This is a genomic window from Pseudomonas sp. HS-18 (assembly GCF_020401845.1).
Lineage (GTDB): Bacteria > Pseudomonadota > Gammaproteobacteria > Pseudomonadales > Pseudomonadaceae > Pseudomonas > Pseudomonas nitroreducens.
Genome location: NZ_CP084413.1, coordinates 2820221 through 2843265, shown reverse-complemented (window position 1 = coordinate 2843265; position 23045 = coordinate 2820221). Strand labels below are relative to the sequence as shown.

Below are 23045 nucleotides of genomic sequence, written 5' to 3'. Positions count from 1 at the left end.
CACGCAAAAAAGCCGCCCTCGGGCGGCTTTTTCCTGTCGGACACCGCTCTCAGTCGGCGACCAGCGCCGGCTTTGGCCGACTGCTCAACGTGGTGCCCACCGAAGCGACGATGATGGCACCGATGGCGATCCACTGGTGCGATGTCAGCTGCTCGCCGAGGAACACCAGACCGGACAACGCACCGAACGCCGGCTCGATGCTCATCAGCGTGCCGAAAGTGCGTGCAGGCAAACGGGTGAGCGCAATCATTTCCAGGGTGTAGGGCAAGGCGCTGGAGAGGATCGCCACGCCCAGCAGCGCCGGGAATAGGCTGACATCGAACAACCCCATGCCACTGTGCGCGAGGCCGATCGGCGCCACGCAGATCGCCGCGATGCTGATGCCCAGCGCCGCGCCCTGGGCGCCCAGGTCGTTGCCGGCGCGCTGGCCGAAGATGATGTAGAGCCCCCAGCAGACTCCCGCTCCCAGCGCCAGCGCGGCGCCCTTGGGGTCGATGCCGTTGCCGAAGTCGGCGATCGGCAGCAGCAGGCCGAGACCGACCACCGCGATGGCGATCCACAGGAAGTCGATGGGTTTGCGCGAGTAGAACAGCGCCACCGCCAGCGGCCCGGTGAACTCCAGGGCCACGGCGACACCCAGCGGGATGGTCTGCAGCGCCATGTAGAAGGTCAGGTTCATCAGGCCCAGCGTCACGCCATAGATGAACAGCGGCTTGAGCGGTTTACCGCGCAGGGAGGTGCGCCACGGCCGCAGGATCGCCAGCAGGAGGATGGCGGCGAAGATCAGGCGCATGGAAGTCACGCCTTCCGCGCCGAGCACCGGGAACAGGCTCTTGGCGACGGACGCACCGGTCTGGATCGAGGCCATGGACACGATCAGGATGAGGATGGGAAAGACAGTGGAAAGAAAGCGAGAGCGAGGCATGATGCGGACCAGGACAGGCGTTGCAACGGTGGGAAAATCTTGATTGACTGTTATGCGCAACATAATGCGCAAAAAGGCCAGAATGAGCAATATACTGCCCACCCCTTCTGAACGTCCCAGCGTGCTGGTCCACGTCGCCGATAACGTTAAGACGCACCGTCGGAGCGCCGGCCTCAGCCAGGACGCGCTGGCCAAGGCCTCGGGCGTCAGCCGGCGGATGCTGGTCGGCATCGAGGGAGGCGACAACAACGTCAGCCTCGCAACCCTCGACCGCATCGCCGCCGCGCTCCACGTGACCTTCGCCGACCTGGTACGCCCACCGGCCACCGGCGGCCTGACCCGCGTAGACGCCGTCGCCTGGGGCGGCCAGCAGCCCGACAGCCGCGGCACCCTCCTCGCCAGCACGCCCGCCACGCGCCAGGCCGAACTCTGGCACTGGGCACTCGCCCCCGGCGACCGCTACAACGCCGAGCCCGACGCCGAAGGCTGGTACGACATGGCCTATGTCATCGAGGGCCGGCTGACCATCGTGCTGGCCGAGGAGACGGTGGAGGTCGAGGCCGGCGGATTCCATGTGTTCAAGAGCAACCAACCGTTTTCCTACCAGAACCATGGGGACGTGCTGGTGCGGTTTGTGCGGAACGTTGTGAATTGAATTTCGCTGACTGGCCGCCCCCACAGACAGAGCGGCAAGCCAATCATGGACGAAATCCGCTCCCAGGTCCGAGGAAGCAGCGGCATTGACCTGTAGGAGCGAGCTTGCTCGCGAACGCTCTGGAAGAAGTCTGAACCACCCTCTCCCCAGCCCTCTCCCTGAAGGGAGAGGGAGCATCCGTGCTCACCCTAGCTTTGGCTTTGAAGACTTCCAGAGAAATGTCCGCACACACCGAATGCCCCGTTCAGGAGGCCTCGTTGAAGCGGAGTTTCAGGGGTTGAGCGACATGGATGTCGCGAGAGCCGCGATGGGCCAGGGATGGCCCGTCGTGGCGTGCCCCTGAAACTTCGATTCGACGAGGGAATTTTTCGCCTAAGCGAAAAACCGGATGTCCGGGGCAAGACCTTTGGTTACTTTGGGCGGGGCGGCCATCCGTCGTTTGCCAAAGTAACTCGCCCGAGGGGGCGAAACACAGAACCCCACGCGCACACCAAAGCGGCGCAGAAACACCAAACCCCCAACAAAAAAGGCCCGCGATAAGCAGGCCTTCTTCATTAACGCTCGGGATCAGTTGCCCTGCGGCATCTCGCCCCGCGCCAACCGCGCATTGATATCGGCAATCACCGCCGGCAGTTCGGCGATGGTGTCGATCAGGTAATGCGGCCGCGAGCCCTCGAACATCTGCCCGATGCGACGACGCTCCTGATCGAGCTTCTCGGCCGGCAGCGCCTTGTACTGCTCGTAGGTCAACCCCAGGGCGTTGCCCGAGCAGGTCAGCGCCACGGTCCACATGCCGGCGCTGCGGCCTTCGAGGATGCCCGGCCAAGTGTCGTCGACCTTCACGCAGGCTGCCACGTCATTGATGCCCAGGGCGATCACGTTGGCCAGCGCCTGGGCCGGGTGCGGACGGCCATTGGGTACTTCGTCGGTGGCGACCACGTGGTCGGCGACATAGCCGTTGGTCTTGGCCAGCGCCACGACCTTTTCCATCACCACCGCCGGGTAGCCGGAGCAGGAGCCGATCTTCAGCCCGCCCTTGCGCAGGGTGGCAATGGCATCCAGCGCCCCGGGAATCAGCGCCGAATGCTCGGCGATCTTCTCGATCTGCAGCGGCATGAAGCGCTCGTAGATGGCGGTGACGTCATCGTCGCTCGGCACGCGGCCGAACTTGGCCTTGTAGCGCTCGGCGATGGCCGGGATGTCGCACAGGGTACGGATGTGGTCCCACTTGCCCATGCCCATGGGGCCGCGGGCTTCTGCCAGGCTGACCTGCACGCCGAACTCGGCGAAGGCTTCGACGAAGATCTGGGTCGGTGCGAAGGAGCCGAAATCGACCACGGTGCCAGCCCAGTCGAGGATGGCGGCTTGCAGTTGCTTGGGTTGTTCATAGTTCATGGCATTCAATCCTGTGGGAATTCGGGCAGGCGTCAGATTTCGAATACTTCCATTTCCTTCAGCGTCTCGGCGATGGCCGCGACGGCGGCACGCATGCCGCTGGCGTCGACCTGGCCGATGCAACCGACGCGGAAGGTTTCCACCTGGGTCAGCTTGCCCGGGTAGAGGATGAAGCCCTTCTCGCGCACCCGGTTGTAGAACTCGGTGAAGCTGTAGCGGGCGTCACTCGGAGCATGGAAGGTGACGATGATCGGAGCCTGGATCGCGGCCGGCAGGAAGCTGCGGAACCCGAGTTCGGCCATCTCGGCCAGCAGAGTCTGGCAATTGTTTGCGTAACGCTGATGACGGGCCGCAAGGCCGCCCTCCTCCTCGTACTGGGTCAGCGCTTCGTGCAGCGCGGCGACCACGTGGGTCGGCGGAGTGAAGCGCCACTGGCCGGTCTTGGCCATGTAGGCCTGCTGGTCCTGCAGGTCCATGGACAGCGAATGGCAGTTGCCGGCGCTGGCGTTCAGCGCGCTGCTGCGGGCGAAGACGAAGCCCATCCCCGGCACGCCTTCCAGGCATTTGCCGGAAGCGGCGATCAGCGCGTCGAAGGGAATGTGGCGGGCGTCGATGTCCAGGGCGCCGAAGGAGCTCATGGCGTCGATGATCAGGCGCTTGCCGTGGGATTCGATGACCTTGGCGATGTCCTGCAGCGGGTTGAGGATGCCGGTGCTGGTCTCGCAATGGATCAGTGCGACGTGGGTGACGCTGGGGTCTTCCGTGAGCAGACGGTCGACGTCCGCGGCGGTGGTCGGCACGTCTTCTTCGGTTTCGAAGGTGCTGAACTCGCGGCCGATCACCTGGCAGATTTTCGCCAGGCGCTTGCCGTAGGCGCCGTTGATCAGCACCAGCACCTTGCCGTCGCGCGGCACCAGGGTGCCAATGGCGGCCTCCACTGAGAAGGTGCCACTGCCTTGCAGCGGTACGCAGGTGTGGGTCGCTTCGCCGTGGATGATCGCCAGCAGGCGCTTGCAGACGTCGGCGGTCAGGTCGTTGAAATCGCGGTCCCAGGAGCCCCAGTCGACCATCATGGCGCGACGGGTGCGGGGGGACGTGGTCAGCGGACCGGGAGTCAGCAGGATGGGGGCTCGCTCGGCAGTGCTCATGCTCGATTCCTCTTTCGTGGGAACGTCGTCAGGGCTGAATTCGGTTGGGCCGGGCGGGTTCGCCGTGGCCTGGGCATAACTTGCCGGCCGGGCAGATATCGTTCAAATTGTTTATCACGATGCACTGCATAAGCCGGACATATACCTCATGAACCTCTTCCAGCTCCGGGCGTTCGACGCCGTCGCCCGCGAACGCAGCTTCACCCGCGCCGCCGAGCGCTTGTTCATCAGCCAGCCAGCGGTGACCGGGCATGTAAAGGCGCTGGAGGAGCACTACCAGGTCAACCTGTTCCGCCGCACCGCGCGAGGCGTGGAGCTGACAGAAGATGGCGTACGCCTGTCGGCGATCAGCCGCACCCTGTTCGCCCTGGAGGAGGAAGCCGAAGCCATGCTCGACGCCAGCCGCGAGCTGGTGACCGGGCGTATCGAGGTAGCCGCCGACGGCCCGCACCTGGTGATGCCGATGCTCGCCCGGCTGCGCGCGTCCTACCCCGGCATCACCGTCAATCTGCGCCTGGGCAATGCGCAGGAAACCCTCGCAGCACTGATGGACGAGCACGTCGATATCGCCGTGCTGACCGAAGTGGAGCCGCGCGCCGGGCTGTTCCTGCGCGAACTGGTGGAGTCACGCATCTGCGCGTTGGTGCCGGCCAGCCATGCCTGGAGCGAGCACGCTGGCGAGCTGCCGCTGGGCGAGCTGGACCAGCGGATCATGGTGCTGCGCGAGCCCGATTCCATCACCCGGCGCACCTTCGATGCGGCCTGCTCGGCAGCCTCAGTGGCGCCGCGCGTGCTGCTGGAGTTGGACAGCCGCGAAGCGGTGACCGAAGCAGTGGCGGCGGAGCTGGGGATCGGCATCGTGTCGTCGCTGGAGGTCAGCCCGGACCCGCGGGTGAAGGCGATTCCACTGAGCGGCGACGGGCTGCTCAACCGCCACGCCATCGGCTGCCTGGAACGGCGCCGGGGGTTGCGGGTGGTGAGTGCGTTTCTGGAGTTGGCGGAAGCCTGACCTGAGGTTCGGCAGGATGCGGTTCGCGAGCAAGGTCGTTCCTACAAGGGAAACGCCAGCGTATGACCAATCTGTAGGAGCGAGGGGACGCCTAGTTCTTGCTCGCGAACCACCCACAACCATGCCCTACTCCGCCGGCAAATCTTCCTTCACCAGATCGAGAAAGGTCGCCACGATCCGCCGCGTGCTCTGCTCGCGCAGGCATACCAGCGTCTCGCTCATACGCCAGTGGCAATCGAGGATCGGCAGCGCATGCACGCGCGCATCCGCGCCCAGTTCGGCGGCCGAAACCACGCCCACACCAATCCCCACTGCCACCGCTTCCAGCGACGCCTCACGCCCCTCCACCTCGATGGCCGGACGGATGCGCAGGCCGGCGCGGGCCATTTCCGCTTCGAGCATCTGCCGGGTCACCGAGCCCTGCTCGCGCAGCACCAGCGGCATGTCGTCGAGATCGGCCAATTCGATGGACTCGCGCCCGGCCCAGGGATGACTGCGGCCGACGAAGGCCACGATGGGGTCGCTACGCAGGGTGAAGGTCAGCAGGCGTTCGTCCTGGACTTCGCGGCCCAGCAGCGCCAGGTCGGCCTGATAGTCGAACAGCCGTTGCAGGGACTCGTCGGTGTTGCCCGTTTCCAGCTTTACGCGGATACCCGGATGGCGTTGGCAGAAGCGCGCGATCTGCGGCAGCACGTGTACCGGTGCATCCACCGCCAGGGTCAGGCTCCCTGTCTGCAGCGCGCTGGATTCCTGCAGCAGCTCCTGCGCCTCAGCCTCGATCACGAACAGCCGCTGGGTTACCGACAGCAGGCGTTCGCCCAATTCGGTCAGGCGCACCGAACGCTTGTTGCGGTGGAACAACAACACGCCATAGCGCTCCTCCAGCTTGCGCACCTGATCGGAGACCGCCGGCTGGGTGAGAAACAGGCGCTCGGCGGCGCGGGTGAAACTGCCGTGCACCGCGACGGCATGGAAGGCCTTGAGCTGGGCGTGGGAAACGGACATGGGCGCGCCTCTGCAGGAAGGTTCTGACCCGTCATCCGCCATCGGACAGAACGCGACTGAAAGGTCATTCACGCAGAACACTAGCGTCATGGCGCTCTGTCATACAAGCCCAGCTTATTTTTGAAATCTGATAAATCGATTTCAGTTATTTATTCGAAATTGTTTCCATCGCTCCACCGCCGCTTCCCGACATCCACACGGAACGGCGGCACAGAACAGCTACAGCGCTTCTGACCCGCACCGCGAAGACGGTGCGACGTGCTCGGAAAACAACAATAAAAAAGGCGTTACCCACTGACTGCCGGCACAGCACAACAACAAAGAGGTCAGACCATGCTCAACCCTCACGGCATCGCATCGCCGCGCGCCTCCCTCGCCCGCTGGAAATGGCAGATCTTCGCCATCACCTGGCTGGCCTACGCGGCCTTCTACTTCACCCGAAAGGCCTTCTCGGTGGCCAAGCTCGGCATCGCCGAGGACCCCAGCTTCCATCTCGACAAGATCGCGATGGCCAACCTCGACGCCATCTATCTCACCGCCTATGCAGTGGGCCAGTTCACCTGGGGTGTCTTCGCCGACCGTTACGGCCCGCGTGTGGTGGTGTTCGGCGGCCTGCTGATCTCCGCCGCTGCCGCGCTGGTCATGGGCAGCTTCGCCACCCTGCCGATCTTCGCCACCTGCATGGTGGTCCAGGGCCTGGCGCAGTCCACCGGCTGGTCGGGGCTGTGCAAGAACATCGGCAGCTTCTTCGCCACCCACGAACGCGGCCGCGTGCTCGGGCTGTGGAGTACCTGTTACGCCTTCGGCGGACTGGTCGCCTCGCCCTTCGCCGGTTGGTGGGCCTATGAAGTGTTCGGCACCTGGCATGCGGCGTTCTACTCCACCGCTGCCGTGGTCGGCGCAGTCGCCATCCTGTTCTTGCTGCTGCAACGCAACCGTCCGCAGGACGTCGGCCTGCCGCCGGTGGAGGCCGATGTACAGCAACCCGAAGCGGTGAACTACGCCGGCTTCAAGCACGAGGGCGAAAACGGCAAATCCCTGCGCATCCTCGGCAAGGTGCTGCGCAACCGTACCGTGCTGACCCTGGGGCTGGCGTACTTCCTGCTCAAGCCGGCGCGCTACGCGATCCTGCTGTGGGGGCCGGTGATCGTCTACGAACGCATGCCGGGGCTGGGCAAGGTCGGCGCGGCAATCCTGCCGTCAGCCTTCGAGGTCGCCGGGCTGCTCGGTCCGATCCTGATCGGCTACGCCTCCGACCGCATCTTCGGCGCACGGCGCATGCCGGCCTGCGTGATCAGCCTGCTCGGCCTGACGGTGTGCCTGGCGCTGTTCGTCCCGGCCATGCAGACCGGCAGCAGCCTGTTGGTGCTGGGCCTGCTGTTCATGATGGGCCTGACCCTGTACGGACCGGACTCGATGATCAGTGGCGCCGCTGCCGTGGACTTCGGCACCGGCGAAGCGGCCGGCACGGCAGCGGGTTTCGTCAACGGCTGCGGTTCCATCGGCGCGATCCTCGGTGGCCTGCTGCCGGGCTACTTCGACACCTACACCGTGTTCATCGGCTTCACCGTTACCGCGCTGATCGCCGCCGGCATCCTCATTCCGCACTGGAACAGCCGCCCGGAAGCGGCCAACCAGCCAAACTCCGGCAACGACGAACCCCGCCTGAACGCACGCCCCGTGCGCTCCTGAGTCCCGCTTGCCCCTCACCAGCCGGCTGAGGGCATGGGTGAGGCGCCCCGCGCGCCTCGCCCTTTTTTCGTTTACCGAACACACCCGGAACCATGGATGGACTTGTGCCATCAGTCACAGCTGAATAACATTGATTATCATTTGAAAATTATTCCTGCTGGACGCCCTTGTGAGCACTTCCAACCTCGACGCGGTCTTCCTGGCCCAGCGCCTGCCGCTGCTGCGCACGCTCGTTCGGATGGTGAAGAACCCGAGCATCGCCGAAGACCTGGTGCAGGAAACCTACCTGCGCGTCGCCCGCACCCTGCTCGAACGCCGCATCGATCACCTGGAGCCTTTTCTCTTCCAGACCGGCCGCAACCTCGCGCTGGACCACCTGCGCCACCTGCGCATGCAGTCGCGGACCATGCTCGAGGACGTGCCTTTCGACGTGGTACAGGCTGTGCCAGCGCCGGGCTCCAGCGCCGAGGACCAGTTGCACGCGGAGAAGCTGCTCGAACGCCTGGGCGCCACCCTCGAACAACTCAGCGAACGCCAGCAACGCATCTTCATCCTCAGCCGCCTGCACGGCTGCGGCTATGCGGAAATCGCCGAGCAACTGGACGTCTCGCCCAGCACGGTGCAGAAGGAACTGAAACTGATCATGGCGATCTGTGTCGGACTGGTCAGCCGCCTCGAGGAAACGGTATGACGGACTACCGTTCGCCGGCCGATTCGACAACAATGCGCGGCTCCCCCTCCCAGGACCGCCCCGAGGATCGCCCCTTGCCCCCCGCAGACCCGCAGCAGATGGCCGAAGCCCTCGACTGGCTGATCCTCGAGGACGACATGGACGCCGCCACCCGTGCGCGCTTCGAGGCCTGGCTCGCTGCCAGCGAAGGCAATACGCAGGCGTACCAGCGCGTGCGCGATGCGTGGCAGTCGCCACTGCTGCCGGTGGCTGCCGCCCGCCTGGAACGCAAGCGGGAGCAGGCAAAGGTTCAGCCGCTGCGCCGACAGCGCCGCTTCTGGAAACCAGTCGCCACGGCTGCGGCGCTGGTGCTCGCCATCGGTGTCGTGGTTCAGGGCGACCTGCTGACGCGCCTGTGCGCGGACCATCTCACCGCCGTGGGCGAACGGCAGAAAGTCCAGTTGGCCGATGGATCGAACGTGCTGCTCAATACCGACACCGCGTTCTCCAGCAAGGTCGACGACCAGCAACGCGTCGCCCGCCTCTATCGCGGCGAAGCCTTCTTCGACGTCGCCCACGACCGCAGCCGCCCGTTCGAAGTGGAAGCCGGGCCGGTGCAGGTCACCGTGCGCGGCACGGCATTCGCTGTGCGCTACCTGGGCAACGAGGCGGAGGTCAGCGTGCAGCGCGGCGAGGTGGACCTGCGCACGCGCCTGGACGATGCCCGCGTCAGCCTGGGTGCCGGCGACAGCATCCGCGTCGGCCCGCAGGGTTTCGGCGAACGCCAGCACAGCGGCGAGGCTGCCTCGCAACTGGCCTGGGTAAAGGGCCGCATGGTGTTCGAGAACTGCCCCATGAGCCAGGTACTGGCCGAGTTGCGCCGCTACTACCCCGGCTGGATCGTCAACACCAACGAGCGCCTGGACAACGTCAGCGTCACCGGCAACTGGCGCCTGGACGACCCGCTGGGCGTGGCCCGCTCGCTGGCGCAGATCACCTCCGCCGAGCTGCACGAATACCCGAAACTGCTGATCCTCAACTGATCGCCCGCCGCTGAACGGAAAGTATTTTTACTCGATTCGAAAGGCTCGTTCGTTTAGTCAGAAGCCAATGCAATAGATTCGCATTTACGAATGCGAACAACGACTGACTAAGAGAGCCCTTCGATGACCATTGCTTCTTCGCGTGCCCCTCTGCGCCGGCTGTCCGCGCCGGCCAGCATCTCGCTGCTCGCCCTGTCCATCGGCCTCGCCAGCCTGCCGGCCACTTCCGCACTGGCGGCCGAGGCCAGCCAGACCCAGGCCGGCTACCGCTTCGATATCGCTCGCCAGCCCCTGCCGCAGGCACTGAATGCCTTCAGCGCGGTGACTGGCTGGCAGGTGGGCGTGGCTGGCGATTTGGCCGACGGCGTGGAATCCCCAGGCGTCAGCGGCCGCCTGCCGGCGGAGCGCGCACTGAAGACCCTGCTCGGCGGCACCGGCCTGACCGTCCGCCAGCTCGGCCCGCGCAATGTGGTCCTGGAACGCAACCTCTCCTCCGTCTCCGAGATGCAGCCGCTGACTGTCACCGCCACCCGCCAGGCGCAGAGCGTCACTTCGGTGCCGACCACCGTCAACGTGGTGAGCCGCGAAGAGCTGGACCGCAAGAACGTCAACAGCATCAAGGAACTGGTGCGCGACATGCCCGGCGTCTCCGTCGGCGGCACCGGCAACCGTGCCGGCATCACCGGCTACAACATCCGCGGCATCGACGGCGACCGCGTGCTGACGCAGATCGACGGCGTCGAGATCCCCAACAGCTTCTTCAATGGCCCGTATGCGCAGACCGAGCGCAACTACGTCGACCCGGAGATCGTCAAGCGCGTCGAAGTCCTGCGCGGCCCGGCCTCAGCCCTGTACGGCAGCAACGCCATCGGCGGCGCGGTGAGCTACTTCACCCTCGACCCGGACGACATCATCAAGGACGGCCAGGACGTTGGCGCGCGACTGAAGACCGGCTACAGCTCCGCCGATGACAGCTGGCTGACCTCCGCCACCGTCGCCGGCCGCCTCGACACCTTCGACGGCCTGCTGCACCTGAGCCAGCGCAACGGCCACGAAACCGAGTCCTACGGCAGCACCGGCGGCACCGGCCTGTCGCGCACCGAAGCCAACCCCGAGGACGTGCGCACCACCAACGTGCTGGCCAAGCTGGGCTGGAACTACGCCGAAGGCAGCCGCTTCGGCCTGGTCTACGAGAAGTACAAGGACGACGTCGATACCGACCAGAAAAGCGCCTACGGCGGCCCGTACTTCAACGGTGCGCCGACCATTCCCGATTCCGTGCTGCCCGGCGGCATGTACCAGTGGCGCACCGGCAACGACACCATCACCCGCGAGCGCTATGGTCTGGAACACCAGATGCTGCTGGACAGCGCCGTGGCCGATCACCTGAAGTGGACTTTCAACTACCAGATCGCCAAGACCGACCAGAGCACCGACGAGTTCTATTACCCCATCACCCGCCAGGTGCTGCGCACCCGCGAGACCCAGTACAAGGAACGCCAGTGGGTGCTCGACCTGCAGATGGACAAGGCCTTCGCCCTGGGCGACACCGACCACCTGCTGACCTACGGCACCACCCTCAAGCGCCAGAAGGTCACCGGCTACCGCGAAGGCGGCGCCACCTGCCTGGCCGTCAGCCGTACCTGCCCCACGATCGGCGGCCCGAGCACCGTGGCCAGCGATCAACTGGCGCGCAGCAGCGACTTTCCCGATCCGACCATCGACACCTACGCGCTCTTCGCCCAGGACGAAATCCGCTGGAACGACTGGACCTTCCTGCCCGGCCTGCGCTACGACCACACCCGCCTGAAGCCCCACGTCACCGACGAATTCCTCAACACCGTCGACCAGAGCGGCGACGGCGACGTGAGCAGCGAAAGCAAGACCTGGCACCAGCTCTCGCCCAAGCTCGGCGTGACCTATTCGTTCAACGACAACTACCTCTGGTACGGCCAGTACGCCCAGGGCTTCCGCACCCCGACCGCGAAGGCGCTGTACGGTCGCTTCGACAACCCCACCAGCGGTTATCGCGTGGAGCCCAACCCGGACCTGGACCCGGAACGCAGCCAGAGCTACGAGACCGGCCTGCGCGGCAACTTCGAGGAAGGCTCGTTCGACGTGGCGGTCTTCTACAACAAGTACCGCGACTTCATCAACGAAGACGCCATCACCCCCGGCTACGACGAACCGACCTTCACCAGCAACAACATCAAGCACGCCATCATCAAGGGCGTGGAAGTGAAGGGCCGCCTGGAGCTGGGCGCCTTCGGCGCACCACAAGGCCTCTACACCAAGGGCTCGGTGGCCTATGCCTACGGTCGCAACAAGGACACCGGCGAGCCGATCAACAGCGTCAACCCGCTCACCGGGGTGTTCGGCCTGGGCTACGACGAACAGGCTGGCCGCTATGGCGCGCTGCTCGACTGGACCCTGGTCAAGCGCAAGAACCGCGTGGACGACAGCCAGTTCAACGCCCCGGACGGCACCAGCAGCCAGTTCAAGACGCCGGGCTTCGGCATCCTCGACCTGACCGGCTACTACAAGCTGACCGACGACCTGACCCTCAACGCCGGCCTCTACAACCTCACCGACAAGAAGTACTGGCTGTGGGATGACGTGCGCGGCTACGACGGCGTCGGCGAAGCGGCGGTGCTGGCCCCGGCCAACCTCGACCGCCTGACCCAGCCGGGCCGCAACTTCGCGATCAACCTGGTGTGGGATATCTGATGCACTGATTGGCACGGGATTCCTGATGAACCCCGTGCCAGCTCGCGAACCTGTCTCGCTCCGGCATCACCCATTGAACGCGCGACAATCTTTACGCTTTCCAAACGCTGATTCGTCTCGTCTACAAAGCCCTGTAATTTCAAGGAATTGGACATGTCCACCGTGGAACTCCCTGCCCTGCGCTCGCAGCGCCTGAACGCGCTGACCCACGCTCCCCACGAGCGCCTCGACCACGCCGTGAAGGCCCGCGAGCCCTTCTCCAGCCGTGAGCGCTTCGCTCGCTTCGTGGTCGCCCAGTACCTGTTCCAGTCCGAGTTGCAGGCCCTGTACCAGGACGCCGAGCTGGGCAAGATATTCCCCGACCTGCCGCAGCGCTGCCGCGCCGATCAGGCCCGCCTGGACCTGGCCGACCTGGACACCGAAGTCCCCGCTCCGGTTGCCGGCGCCGTCGATAAGCCGAGCCTGGCCCACGCGCTGGGCTGGCTGTTCGTCTCCGAGGGTTCCAAGCTGGGCGCTGCGTTCCTGATCAAGCGCGTCGCCGCGATGGGCCTGGACGAAAACACCGGCGCGCGCCACCTGGGCGAGCCCGAGGGTGGTCGCGCCGAAGGCTGGAAACGCTTCACCCGCACCCTCGACGCCCTGGAGCTCAGCGAAGCCGAAGAGCGTGAAGCCGAAGCCGGTGCCATTGCCGCCTTCGAGCGCTTCGCCCATCTGCTGCAACACAGCTACGACAGTGCACCTGCCGCCGTCTGAGGCCATCGAGCGCGCGCCCGTAGCAGGAGCGCGCGCCACGCCGTTCGGCCCGGCACGCTCGCGCCTGGCACGGATCGCCTTCGCGCTGCTCGCCTATACCAGCCTGGGCGTGGGCATGGTGGGGTTGGTGGTGCCAGGATTGCCGACCACCGAGTTCGTCCTGCTCGCCGCCTGGGCAGCGTCGAAGAGTTCGCCGCGTCTCTCGGCCTGGCTGGAGAACCACCGGCTGTTCGGCCCCATCCTGCACAACTGGCGCAATGGGCGCGCCGTCGCCCGCCGCGCCAAGATCAGCGCCAGCCTGGCAATGCTCGCCGCCCTGGCGATCATGCTGATCACCCTGCCCCACGGCCTCTGGCTGTACGCCGTGATCCTCGGTATGGCGGTTGGCAATCTGTGGATCTGGTCGCGCCCGGACACACCCAGGCCGTAGCCAGCACGCGGGCGCGGACCTATGCTGGAGGTCCGTTTCCTTTCTGCCTCAACGAGCCATGAACCAGCCCACCAGCAAAGTCGACGCCGTCCTCGCCGAAGCCCAACGCCGCCGCGAAACCAGCTACCGCGAAAAGGCCCTGAAGATGTACCCCTGGATCTGCGGTCGCTGCGGCCGCGAGTTCAGTGGCGTGCGCCTGCGCGAACTGACCGTCCACCACCGCGACCACAACCACGACAACAATCCCGAAGACGGCTCCAACTGGGAGCTGCTGTGCCTCTATTGCCACGACAACGAGCACCAGCGGCAGGTGGACCTGCATTACCAGAACGGCAACGACGCCGGGAACAAGGGGCCGAAGGTCACCCACAAGGGACTCGCCGGGCTGGCCGACCTGCTGAAGAAGAAGGACGACGGCGAAGCATGAATCCCACATCCTTCCTGTAGGAACGGACTTGTAGGAGCGGACTCCGTCCGCGATCGGTTTTCCACCGCACCGGTCGACAAGGGATCTCCGCGAAGCCATCGCGGGCGGAGTCCGCTCTTACGCCGCCTGCCACAATCTGGCATGCACCTGTAGGAGCGAGCTTGCTCGCGAACAACCCCCGCTGCGGACCCGGTTCGCGAGCAAGCTCGCTCCTACAAACCGGTCCGCGCGATGGAGACTTCAGCGCAGGCCGGCAACGATCTCCAGCGAGCGCAGGCGCAGCTCGTGATCGTAGATGTCGCTGGTGAAGATGATCTCGTCCACGCCCGTCTGCTCCAGCAGGATTTCCAGGCGGCTGCGCACCTTCTCCGGACCACCGATCACCGCCAGACCAAAGAAGTTGCCGACAGTATCCTGCTCATGAGGTAGCCACAGCCCGGCCATGCTCGGCACTGGCGGCTTCTGCTTCAGGCTGTCGCCACGGATCAGCGCCAGCACGCGCTGGAAGGCAGTGGTCGCCAGGTATTCGGCTTCCTCGTCGGTCGGGGCCGCCACCAGCGGTACGCCGATCATGGCGTACGGCTTGTCGAGCACCGCCGAAGGCTGGAAGTTCTCGCGGTAGATGCGCAGCGCGTCGTGCAGGTAGCGCGGTGCGAAGTGCGAGGCGAAGGCGTAGGGCAAACCCTTTTGCGCTGCCAGGTGGGCACTGAACAGACTGGAACCCAGCAGCCAGATCGGCACGTTGGTGCCCTCCCCCGGAATCGCCAGCAGCGACTGTTGCGAGCGACGCGGGCCGAGGAGCATTTCCAGCTCGGCGACCTGCTCGGGGAAATCGGCACCGTCACCCAGGCGGTCGCGGCGCAACGCGCGCATGGTCGCCTGGTCGGCACCCGGCGCACGCCCAAGGCCGAGGTCGATACGGCCCGGGTACAGCGTCTCCAGGGTGCCGAAGTTCTCCGCCACCACCAGCGGCGGATGGTTGGGCAGCATCACGCCGCCGGAGCCGACGCGGATATGCTCGGTCTTGCCGGCGATGTGACCGATCAGCACGGCCGTGGCCGAGCTGGCGATGCCGTCCATGTTGTGGTGCTCCGCCAGCCAGTAGCGGGTAAAGCCCAGGCGTTCGACGTGCCGGGCCACCGCGACGGCGTTGTTCAATGCCTCGGCAGCGGTGCCCTGGTCGCGCACGGGGACCAGGTCGAGCATGGAAAAGGCAGTTTCTGACAGGGACTTCATAGGCACTCCGATTCGGGTCGCGCAGGCACCGGAACGCAGCGCCGCGGACAGGACTTTGACAATGACTCTATCGATGCGCTCCTCGCCTGACCACTTGTCGGGATCGATAGTGCTCATGCCGGCGAGTGATAAAGGCGCAGGCGCGTTGCCATCACCTGTTCACGGGACAGTCACCGCGCTGTCATGCCGGACCGCCAGAATGCCCTGGCGCTGAAGGACCAGCGCCCCATCTACACGGACATCCGCCGCCAATCCTCCCCAGGCAACGGCGAATCCTGTGGCCTGCGAAGCAAAAAGCCCGCATCCGTGCGGGCTTTTTGCTTTGTCATCGCCAGAAACTTCAGTCGCGGTTCTTCACCATTTCGAAGAGTTTCAAGCGATCGCTGATTTCCTGCAGGGTGTGGCGGAACGGGTCGTGCTGTTCGCTGTGGGCCGGGTCGACGAAATTCCACACGATCACCTGGCTGGAAGTCGGCAGTTCGTCGCCCTCGTCGCTGGACTTGTCGCACAAGTCGATCAGGTAATCGAAATGCTGGCCGCGGAATTCATCGATGGACTTGCTGCGTAGGCCTTCGGTGGAAATCCCTGCGTGTTCCAGGACGCTGCGCGCACGGGGATCGACGGCGGTCGGGTGGATGCCCGCGCTGAAGGCTTCGAAGTGTTCGCCATCGGTGTGCCGCAGCAGCGCTTCCGCCATCGGCGAGCGGGCGTCGTTGGCGACGCAGACGAACAGGACTCGGCGTTTCTCGGTCATCTTTACCTCGGCACGGGGGATCGGCTTTGCGCCCCCTTATACGTCAGGTTTTATGACAAGGCCGTGTCAGCGCCATGAAGGCTCACAACACGATGTAGTCGCTGCGCTGCACGATGCCGCGGCTCTCGCCTTCCACCAGGTGGACATAACGCCCGCCGACCTGGTCGACGGCAATGCAATCGTCGACGTCGATCACGGCATCGGTGTGCGCCTTGTCCCAGCTGCGCGGCATGCGGCGCTTGGCGCGTACCTTGGCGTCGGCGGCATCGCGTGCGGCCACCAGTACGTACTGGTGCGCCTCGCCGAAACTGCCCAGCTCGTAGCCGCCCAGGTTGACGAAGAACAGCCGCTGCTCGCCTGGCGCCGGCATTGAATCGCTGAACTCCACGCGATACGCCTCGACGCCGTCCACCTCCAGCCAGGAATCGATGTGCAGGCCTTCCGGGCTGCCGAACCAGGCGTCGCGCAATTGCGCGTAGGTGGATTTCAGGTTGTCGCCAAGGACAAAGGCCACATCGTGAACCTCGATCCGCGCGCGCGGATGGCGTCCCCCCAGCATGACTACGAACAGCATCTCAGCCCCTTCCTAGGTTTCAGACTGGCTCTGACAAATTCGTCACACGGCAGGTTCAATCTAATGGCGGATAAATGGCCATCCGCCAGCCAACCTCATGGGTGTGCAAGCGCTATATATAAAGTTATATTCTGAACCCTCGCTTGATTGCCCCGATGTTTCCCCATGCCCCAGACCGCGCCCACCCCGACGCGCCGCCGTCAGCGCCCCGCCCTCAGCATCCGTGACCGCAATCGCCAGCGCATCCTGCTGGCCGCCGGCGAGGAATTCGCCGAGAAGGGGTTCACCGCCGCCAAGACCCAGGACATCGCCAGCCGCGCCGACCTGCCCAAGTCCAACGTTTATTACTATTTCCAGAGCAAGGAGAATCTTTACCTGCGCCTGCTGGAAAACGTGGTGGATGCCGTGCTGGAAGCCTCCGCCCTGCTGCGCGAGTGTGACGACCCGGCCTGGGCGCTGCCCGCGCACATCCGCGCGCGCCTGTATATCGCCCGGCAGTGGCCGTACGCGTACAAGGTATTCGCCAGCGAAATGCTCCACGGCGCTCCGCGCCTGCCGCCGGAATGGTTGCAGCGCCTGCGGGCGGAATCGCGTCGCAGCCTGGAGTGCATCGCCGCCTGGATCGACCGTGGCCTGCTCGCCCCGGTGGACCCGCAGCACCTGCTGCTGAACATCTCCGCCGCCACCCGCACCTACATCGATTTCGACTGGCAGATCGCGATGATCACCGGCAAGGCACAGCCGGATGCCGATGACTTCGACGCGGCCGCCGCGACCATCACCCGCCTCGTCCTGCGCGGTACCGAGCCGGAACCGGCAGCACGCCTGCGGCCCTTGCCGCTCTAGCGCGCCACGAGGTCTGCACTAAGCTGTGATTGTCCGCGCGGCCTTGCGCCGTGTCCGCAGCTCTCAGGGAGACGCCATGAAACCGCTACTGATCGCTACGCTGTCGCTGATCGTCGTGCAGCCCGCCTTTGCCGCCATCCCCATGCTCAACTACGACTGCCCCAATGACATCCAGGTCTACACCGACGAGGGCGGCCCGGTGTACATCAACGGCAAGGAAGCCAAGGTCAAGCAGAAGAACGACCAGTACCTCGAGGCCAAGGGCGAAGGCGTGACCATCTCCATCAGCCTCAATGAGGATGGCAGCGCCACGGTGTCCTACACCGGGCCGAAAGGCGCCAACGGTATGTGCCAACCCGCTGAGGGCGACTGATTCAGTCCTTCGGCGCACGCCCCAGGCAGCGCTGGTAGCGCTCGCCCACGCGCTGGGCGAACCAGGCGGTGGTGAGCTGGCGGGTGATCTTCGGGCTGTGCAGCGTGATCCCCGGCAACATCGCCCGCGGCATCGACTTGCCAGCGGAGCGTTCGGCCAGGGCGAAGACCTTGGTGTAGAGCTCCGACCGGGTGAACTCCGGCTTATCGCCCAACTCCAGGTCGCGGCGGATTTCCCGCTCGCTCATGCCCAGCTTCGGCCCCAGGGTGCGCACCGCCTTCTCGGTGCTGCCGGCGTCATTGCTGCCATAGAGGATCACGTCCCCGTCCAGTGCCAGGGTGATACCGGTGAGGTCCGCGACCACGCGCTGGAACGCCGCGTTGCGGCTGGCATACCAGCCGGCGTTGAAGTCGGCGAAACGGTACAACTGACGCGGATAGTTCACCGGATAACCCAGCAGGTGGGCGGTACCGAAGTACATGCCGCCTCGGCGGCTGAACACCTCGCGGCGGATACTGCCGTCCACCGGGTACGGGTAGCCCTCGGCATGGGCCTGCGCGAACGCGATGCTGACCTGCATCGGCCCACCGGTATGCACCGGGTTGAAGCGTCCGAACAACTGCTGGCCCAGCGGTACGCCGCCGATGAAGTCATCGAAGATCGCGCTCAGTTCCCTCTCGGTCTTCGCGCTCGCCAGGCGCTGGCTGTAGGTGCGGCCATTCGGCGATTTCAGCGCCAGCGCGGTATCGATGAGGAAACCCGGCACATGGACCTTGCTCGCACGCCGGTCGATCTCGGCGCGAGCGATCTTGCCCAGCCCAGGCACGGCCGGGTCGGCCTTGAAGTTGGACTCCTGCTCGGTGATCGCCACCACTGAGCAGAGGTTCTCGGTAGTCGCCGGAATGCGCTGGGTGGTGAAGGCGACCTGGATGTCCTTCGCCCAGCCCTCGCGGTCAGAAGTGCCAGCGGGAATCAGCCTGACCAGCTTGCCGCGCACCTCCTCCGGGGTCGGCTCCGGCACGCTCGGCGCGCGGCTGCCGCAGCCGGCCAGCGCCAGCAACGCGGCCACGCCCAGCAGTTGAATGTATCGGGATGAAAGCCTTTTCAGGCTGGGTGAATCTGCCGTCAGGGCAGCCGCAGTCATAGTCCGTTCCTTGCTTGAAGTCCGCCTACAGGACCGGTGCGCAGCGGCACAGGTTCCCCGGCATTGTCAGGCAAGCACGGATTTCAGCGCCAGGCCAGGCGCCGCAGGTTCAGGCTCCAGCCGCGCTGCATGCCGGCGGCGGCCAGCAGGATGGCGATCACGCCCAGCCATTGCAGCGGAGTCAGGCGATGGCCGAAGGCGAACCAGTCGACGAAGATCGCTGCGATCGGATAGATGAACGACAGCGCCCCGGTCAGGGCTGTCGGCAGTTTCTGGATCGCGCCGTAGAGCAGCACGTACATGATGCCGGTGTGCACGATGCCCAGGGTCGCCAGGCTGGCCCAGGCCGTGCACGCCTGGGGCAGCGAGGTCAGGTTGGCCCAGGGGGCGAGCAGGAGCACGCCGGTCACCGCCTGGATCAGCGCGATCAGGTGCGGCGGCACGCCGGTCAGGCGCTTGATGATCAGTGCCGCCACGGCGTACAACGCCGCCGCACCGAGTGCCAGCGCGATCCCGCCCAGGTAGTCGCTGCCCACCTGCCCCGCTTCACCGTGCGCGCTGACGATGGCCAGCATGCCGAGGAAGGAAATACCCAGCCAGGCGAGTTTTTGCGCCGTCACCTTCTCGCCGAGGAACAACGCGCCGAGCAACACCAGCAGGAATGGCTGCACGTTGTACACGGCCGTGCCGATGGCGATGGAGGCCCGCGAGTAGGAGCCGAACAGCAGCACCCAATTGCCAACGATGGCCGCGCCGCTGAGCAGCGCCAGGCCGAAGGTGGCGCGGCTGAGAATGCCAGGGCGCAGGAAGCCCATGGCGGCACAGATCACCAGCAGGGTGGCGGCGCCGAATACGCAGCGCCAGAACACCACGTCCAGCACCGGCTGGCCGGAAACCACCACCAGCCAGCCGATGGTGCCGCAGATCAGCATGGCGCTGATCATTTCCAGGGTGCCGCGCCTGATTCGCTCGTTCATGATTCACCTCCGCTTGTGGTGATCAGTATGAAGAGGTGAATTCATGCACTCCATCGCCTGACGCAGGCAAAGCCAGCTATTCACCTTTACTATCAAGGCAACTATCCGAATTCACCTTTCGAGACAAAAATGACCGACGATATCGACCAGTTGCTGATCGCCGCACTGATGGAAGACTCGCGCCTGTCCCTCAAGGCCCTGGCCCAAGTCAGCGGCCTAAGCTCCCCCAGCGTCGCCGAGCGCCTGCGCAAGCTGGAGGAGCGCCAGGTGATCACCGGCTACACGCTGAACGTCGACCCGCGCGCCTTCGGCTACCAGTTGCAGGCGATTGTCCGGGTGCGACCGCTACCGGGAAAATTGCAGGAAGTGGAGAAGCAGATCCTGGCGATCCCCGAATTCACCGAATGCGACAAGGTCACCGGGGAGGATTGCTTCTACGCGCGGATGTGCGTGCGCTCGATGGAGCAGTTGGATGAAATTCTCGATCACCTCAATGGCTTCGCCGAGACCAATACGGCCATCGTCAAGAAGAGTCCGGTAAAGCGGCGGTTGCCGCCGATGGCATGAATCGCCGTGGCCCGCGTCAGACAACTCAGACCGAAAGCCAGACATTCAAGACCAGGCGCCACGCGGCTTCGCCAGATCGGAACCGGGTCCCGCTAGCGGGCCCGGCCTAGTCCAATGGTAGTGTTCCCTTTCGCCGGCCTGTTTCGAATGTCATGATTCGGCGTCCGCCGGATCCGCTAGCCCGGCACTTGCACTGTGACACTTGAATTCGGCGTCCATGTCTTCACTCGGCGGCTTTGACTCACACCTACCGACCGTTCTGGTCATCGATGACGAACTGCGCTCCCGCGAAGCCCTGTCGCGAGTGCTCGACGGCGAGTTCCAGGTTCTGCTGGCAGACTCGGCCGAGCAGGCCCGCGAGTTGCTCGAATGCCACCCGGTCACGGTGATCCTCTGCGATCAGCGCATGCCCGGCGTGCAAGGCATCGAGTTTCTCAAGGAGGCGCGCGAGCGCTGGCCCGAGGTCGTGCGCATCGTACTCTCCGGCTACACCGACTCCGAAGACATCATCGCCGGCGTCAACCAGGCCGGCATCTACCAGTATCTGCTCAAGCCCTGGCTGCCCGAGCACCTTCTCACCACGGTGCGCAACGCCGTGGAAAGTCGTGCTTTACACAACCACATGCAGCATCTGGATGTCGAGTTGCGCACAGCTACGCCTGTGCTTCGTCGGCGCAGCCAGCAGGTGCTGGACAAAGTCCGCGACGCCTTCGACTTCGCCCGCATCGTGCGCGAGCCCGGCAGCCCCCTGGACGTCGTGTGCGAATTGGCGGCACGGGTGGCACGTTTCGATCTGTCGGTGCTGCTGCTCGGCGAGTCCGGCACCGGCAAGGAACTGTTGGCACGCGCCATCCACTACGCCAGCCCGCGTTCAGGCAAGGCCTTCATCATGGAGAACTGCGCGGCGCTGCCGGACTCGCTGCTCGAATCCGAACTCTTCGGCCACAAGCGCGGAGCCTTCACCGGCGCCCACCAGGATCACATCGGGTTGATCCAGCGCGCCCATGGCGGGACCTTGTTCCTCGACGAGATCGGCGACACCTCGCCGGCCTTCCAGGTAAAGCTGCTGCGCGTTCTGCAGGAAGGCGAGCTTCGCCCGGTCGGCGCCAGCACGTCGGTGCGCGTCGATGTGCGAGTGATCGCCGCAACGCACCGTGACCTGGAGGCCGACGTCCGCGACGGGCGATTCCGTGGCGACCTCTACTACCGGCTCGCCGGAGTATCCCTTGGATTGCCGCCGCTGCGTGAACGCAGCGGCGATCTCATTCCCATCGCCAGCAAACTGCTGGCCGACGCCAGCCAGGAACTCGACCTGCCCGGCCTGCATTTCGCCGCCGACGCCTTGGGCAGCCTGCTGCACTATCCGTGGCCCGGCAACATCCGCGAGTTGCGCAACGAGATCTACCGTGCCGCCGCGCTGTCCGAGGGAGCGGAAGTCGGCGCCCGTGCGTTTTCCCTGAAGGTACTTCAGGGCCAGGCACAACGCGCACGCCCCTCCTCCTGTGTGCCTGGAGTCCCAGCCGGCACGTTGCAGGAGCAACTCGACGCCATCGAGGCGGGCCTGCTCAAGGAAGCGCTTCTGCGCAACCACTGGAACAAGACCCACGCCGCACGCGAACTGGGACTGTCGCGCGTTGGCCTGCGCCAGAAACTGCGCCGCTTCGGCCTGGAGGAATCGCCATGAGTGCCCCTTTTCGCGTTCTCTGGCTGCAGTCCGGCGGTTGCGGCGGTTGCAACATGTCGCTGTTGTGCGCCGATACCCAGGACTTCGCCGGGCTGTGGCGCAACGCCGGGATCGAGTTGCTGTGGCACCCCTCGCTGTCGCTGGAAAGCGCGCATGAAGCGTTATCGATCCTCGATGACTGTCTGAGTGGACGCACGCATCTGAATGCACTCTGTATCGAAGGTTCGCTGCTGCGCGGCCCCAATGGCAGCGGTCGCTTCCATCTACTGGCCGGCACCGGCGTGGCGATGATCGAGTGGGTGCGGCGCCTGGCGGATGTCGCCGACTACACCCTGGGCATCGGTACCTGTGCCGCCTACGGCGGCATCACCGCAGCCGGCAACAACCCCACCGACGCCTGCGGCCTGCAGTACGACGGCGAGCGTCTCGGCGGCCTGCTGGGGGGCGAATACCGCTCGCGCAAAGGGCTACCGGTGATCAATGTCGCTGGCTGCCCCACTCATCCAGGTTGGGTCACCGATACGTTGATGGCCCTGGCAGCCGGATTGTTCTGTGCATCCGACATGGACGCCCTGGGCCGCCCGCGTTTCTACGCCGACCAACTGGTCCATCACGGCTGCACGCGCAACGAGTTCTACGAGTACAAAGCCAGTGCGGTAAAACCCTCCGACCTGGGGTGCATGATGGAGAACCTCGGCTGCAAGGGCACCCAGGCCCACGGCGACTGCAACAACCGCCTGTGGAATGGCGAGGGCTCCTGCACCCGCGGCGGCTACGCCTGCATCAATTGCACGGCGCCCGGGTTCGAGGAGCCCGGCCACGGCTTCCACCTCACGCCCAAGCGCGCCGGCATCCCCATCGGCCTGCCCACCGACATGCCCAAGGCCTGGTTCGTCGCCCTGGCGGCCCTGTCGAAATCGGCCACCCCGGAACGCGTCAAGCAGAACGCCACCGCCGACCATACGCTGATCGCACCCGTCATCCACCGCACCCGCCGCTAGGGAATTCGCC

23 protein-coding genes are annotated in these 23045 nt (G+C 65.3%); 14 read left to right on the top strand and 9 right to left on the bottom strand.

Annotated elements, in window-relative coordinates; translation table 11 throughout:
• Positions 1–49: 49 nt before the first annotated feature.
• A complete protein-coding gene (rhtA, locus tag LDJ84_RS13325) occupies positions 50–925 on the bottom strand; it encodes a threonine/homoserine exporter RhtA (RefSeq protein ID WP_024762378.1) in 876 nt (291 codons plus the stop codon).
• A gap of 52 nt (positions 926–977) precedes the next feature.
• On the opposite strand from rhtA, the gene LDJ84_RS13320 reads away from it, so the two are divergent.
• Positions 978–1580 carry a helix-turn-helix domain-containing protein gene (locus LDJ84_RS13320; RefSeq protein ID WP_065083834.1) on the top strand — a complete coding sequence of 201 codons (603 nt, stop codon included), beginning with the start codon at positions 978–980 and terminating at the stop codon, positions 1578–1580.
• A 567-nt stretch (positions 1581–2147) separates the two neighbouring features.
• Here LDJ84_RS13320 and phnX read toward each other — a convergent pair.
• Positions 2148–2975, bottom strand: a complete 828-nt coding sequence (gene phnX, locus LDJ84_RS13315) for a phosphonoacetaldehyde hydrolase (protein ID WP_196912851.1) — start codon at positions 2973–2975, stop codon at positions 2148–2150.
• A gap of 32 nt (positions 2976–3007) precedes the next feature.
• Positions 3008–4123 carry a 2-aminoethylphosphonate--pyruvate transaminase gene (locus tag LDJ84_RS13310; RefSeq protein ID WP_024762380.1) on the bottom strand — a complete coding sequence of 372 codons (1116 nt, stop codon included), beginning with the start codon at positions 4121–4123 and terminating at the stop codon, positions 3008–3010.
• Between the two features lie 148 nt (positions 4124–4271).
• Between LDJ84_RS13310 and LDJ84_RS13305 the strand changes: the two genes are divergently transcribed.
• A complete protein-coding gene (locus LDJ84_RS13305; RefSeq protein ID WP_024762381.1) occupies positions 4272–5132 on the top strand; it encodes a LysR substrate-binding domain-containing protein in 861 nt (286 codons plus the stop codon).
• 126 nt (positions 5133–5258) lie between these two features.
• Here the strand turns inward: LDJ84_RS13305 and LDJ84_RS13300 are convergent, their stop codons facing one another.
• Entirely contained in the window at positions 5259–6137 is an 879-nt protein-coding gene (locus LDJ84_RS13300; protein ID WP_024762382.1) for a LysR substrate-binding domain-containing protein, read from the bottom strand.
• A 333-nt stretch (positions 6138–6470) separates the two neighbouring features.
• Between LDJ84_RS13300 and LDJ84_RS13295 the strand changes: the two genes are divergently transcribed.
• From LDJ84_RS13295 to LDJ84_RS13265, 7 genes are all read left to right on the top strand, one after another.
• Positions 6471–7829: an MFS transporter gene (locus LDJ84_RS13295; RefSeq protein ID WP_084357656.1), complete on the top strand. Its 1359-nt coding sequence runs from the start codon at positions 6471–6473 to the stop codon at positions 7827–7829.
• Positions 7830–7998: 169 nt separating this feature from the next.
• On the top strand, positions 7999–8520 hold the full coding sequence (locus tag LDJ84_RS13290; RefSeq protein WP_226046446.1) for an RNA polymerase sigma factor: 522 nt from the start codon (positions 7999–8001) through the stop codon (positions 8518–8520).
• A 32-nt stretch (positions 8521–8552) separates the two neighbouring features.
• A complete protein-coding gene (locus tag LDJ84_RS13285; protein ID WP_413247460.1) occupies positions 8553–9542 on the top strand; it encodes a FecR family protein in 990 nt (329 codons plus the stop codon).
• 123 nt (positions 9543–9665) lie between these two features.
• Positions 9666–12269, top strand: a complete 2604-nt coding sequence (locus LDJ84_RS13280; RefSeq protein WP_196912850.1) for a TonB-dependent receptor — start codon at positions 9666–9668, stop codon at positions 12267–12269.
• Between the two features lie 153 nt (positions 12270–12422).
• Complete coding sequence (locus LDJ84_RS13275) at positions 12423–13022, top strand: biliverdin-producing heme oxygenase (protein WP_065084785.1); 600 nt, start codon at positions 12423–12425, stop codon at positions 13020–13022.
• Between the two features lie 4 nt (positions 13023–13026).
• On the top strand, positions 13027–13452 hold the full coding sequence (locus tag LDJ84_RS13270) for a YbaN family protein (protein WP_051445546.1): 426 nt from the start codon (positions 13027–13029) through the stop codon (positions 13450–13452).
• Positions 13453–13510: 58 nt separating this feature from the next.
• On the top strand, positions 13511–13879 hold the full coding sequence (locus tag LDJ84_RS13265; protein ID WP_024762388.1) for a YajD family HNH nuclease: 369 nt from the start codon (positions 13511–13513) through the stop codon (positions 13877–13879).
• Between the two features lie 240 nt (positions 13880–14119).
• Here the strand turns inward: LDJ84_RS13265 and LDJ84_RS13260 are convergent, their stop codons facing one another.
• The 3 genes from LDJ84_RS13260 to LDJ84_RS13250 form a co-directional block, all read right to left on the bottom strand.
• Positions 14120–15115: an LLM class flavin-dependent oxidoreductase gene (locus LDJ84_RS13260; RefSeq protein WP_226046445.1), complete on the bottom strand. Its 996-nt coding sequence runs from the start codon at positions 15113–15115 to the stop codon at positions 14120–14122.
• 340 nt (positions 15116–15455) lie between these two features.
• Positions 15456–15869, bottom strand: coding sequence for an arsenate reductase ArsC (locus LDJ84_RS13255; protein WP_037013182.1), 414 nt, complete (start codon positions 15867–15869; stop codon positions 15456–15458).
• 82 nt (positions 15870–15951) lie between these two features.
• Positions 15952–16443 carry a DUF1543 domain-containing protein gene (locus LDJ84_RS13250; protein WP_024762391.1) on the bottom strand — a complete coding sequence of 164 codons (492 nt, stop codon included), beginning with the start codon at positions 16441–16443 and terminating at the stop codon, positions 15952–15954.
• 165 nt (positions 16444–16608) lie between these two features.
• Here LDJ84_RS13250 and LDJ84_RS13245 point away from each other — a divergent pair, with 165 nt between their 5' ends.
• The gene (locus tag LDJ84_RS13245) at positions 16609–17289 is read left to right on the top strand and encodes a TetR/AcrR family transcriptional regulator (RefSeq protein ID WP_024762392.1); all 681 of its coding nucleotides are present in this window, start codon (positions 16609–16611) and stop codon (positions 17287–17289) included.
• Between the two features lie 76 nt (positions 17290–17365).
• The gene (locus LDJ84_RS13240) at positions 17366–17662 is read left to right on the top strand and encodes a hypothetical protein (protein WP_226046444.1); all 297 of its coding nucleotides are present in this window, start codon (positions 17366–17368) and stop codon (positions 17660–17662) included.
• Between the two features lies 1 nt (position 17663).
• Here LDJ84_RS13240 and LDJ84_RS13235 read toward each other — a convergent pair whose 3' ends face one another.
• The gene (locus tag LDJ84_RS13235; protein ID WP_051445543.1) at positions 17664–18806 is read right to left on the bottom strand and encodes a DUF1615 domain-containing protein; all 1143 of its coding nucleotides are present in this window, start codon (positions 18804–18806) and stop codon (positions 17664–17666) included.
• Between the two features lie 83 nt (positions 18807–18889).
• Positions 18890–19783 carry a DMT family transporter gene (locus tag LDJ84_RS13230; RefSeq protein WP_226046443.1) on the bottom strand — a complete coding sequence of 298 codons (894 nt, stop codon included), beginning with the start codon at positions 19781–19783 and terminating at the stop codon, positions 18890–18892.
• 129 nt (positions 19784–19912) lie between these two features.
• Here LDJ84_RS13230 and LDJ84_RS13225 point away from each other — a divergent pair, with 129 nt between their 5' ends.
• The 3 genes from LDJ84_RS13225 to LDJ84_RS13215 all read left to right on the top strand — a co-directional run bounded on the left by LDJ84_RS13225 (position 19913) and on the right by LDJ84_RS13215 (position 23035).
• Positions 19913–20350, top strand: a complete 438-nt coding sequence (locus LDJ84_RS13225) for an Lrp/AsnC family transcriptional regulator (protein ID WP_037013174.1) — start codon at positions 19913–19915, stop codon at positions 20348–20350.
• A 217-nt stretch (positions 20351–20567) separates the two neighbouring features.
• The gene (locus LDJ84_RS13220; protein WP_024762397.1) at positions 20568–22034 is read left to right on the top strand and encodes a sigma-54-dependent transcriptional regulator; all 1467 of its coding nucleotides are present in this window, start codon (positions 20568–20570) and stop codon (positions 22032–22034) included.
• Positions 22031–23035, top strand: coding sequence for a HupU protein (locus LDJ84_RS13215; protein WP_037013172.1), 1005 nt, complete (start codon positions 22031–22033; stop codon positions 23033–23035). The genes LDJ84_RS13220 and LDJ84_RS13215 overlap by 4 nt, the downstream gene beginning before the upstream one ends.
• Positions 23036–23045 lie beyond the last annotated feature (10 nt).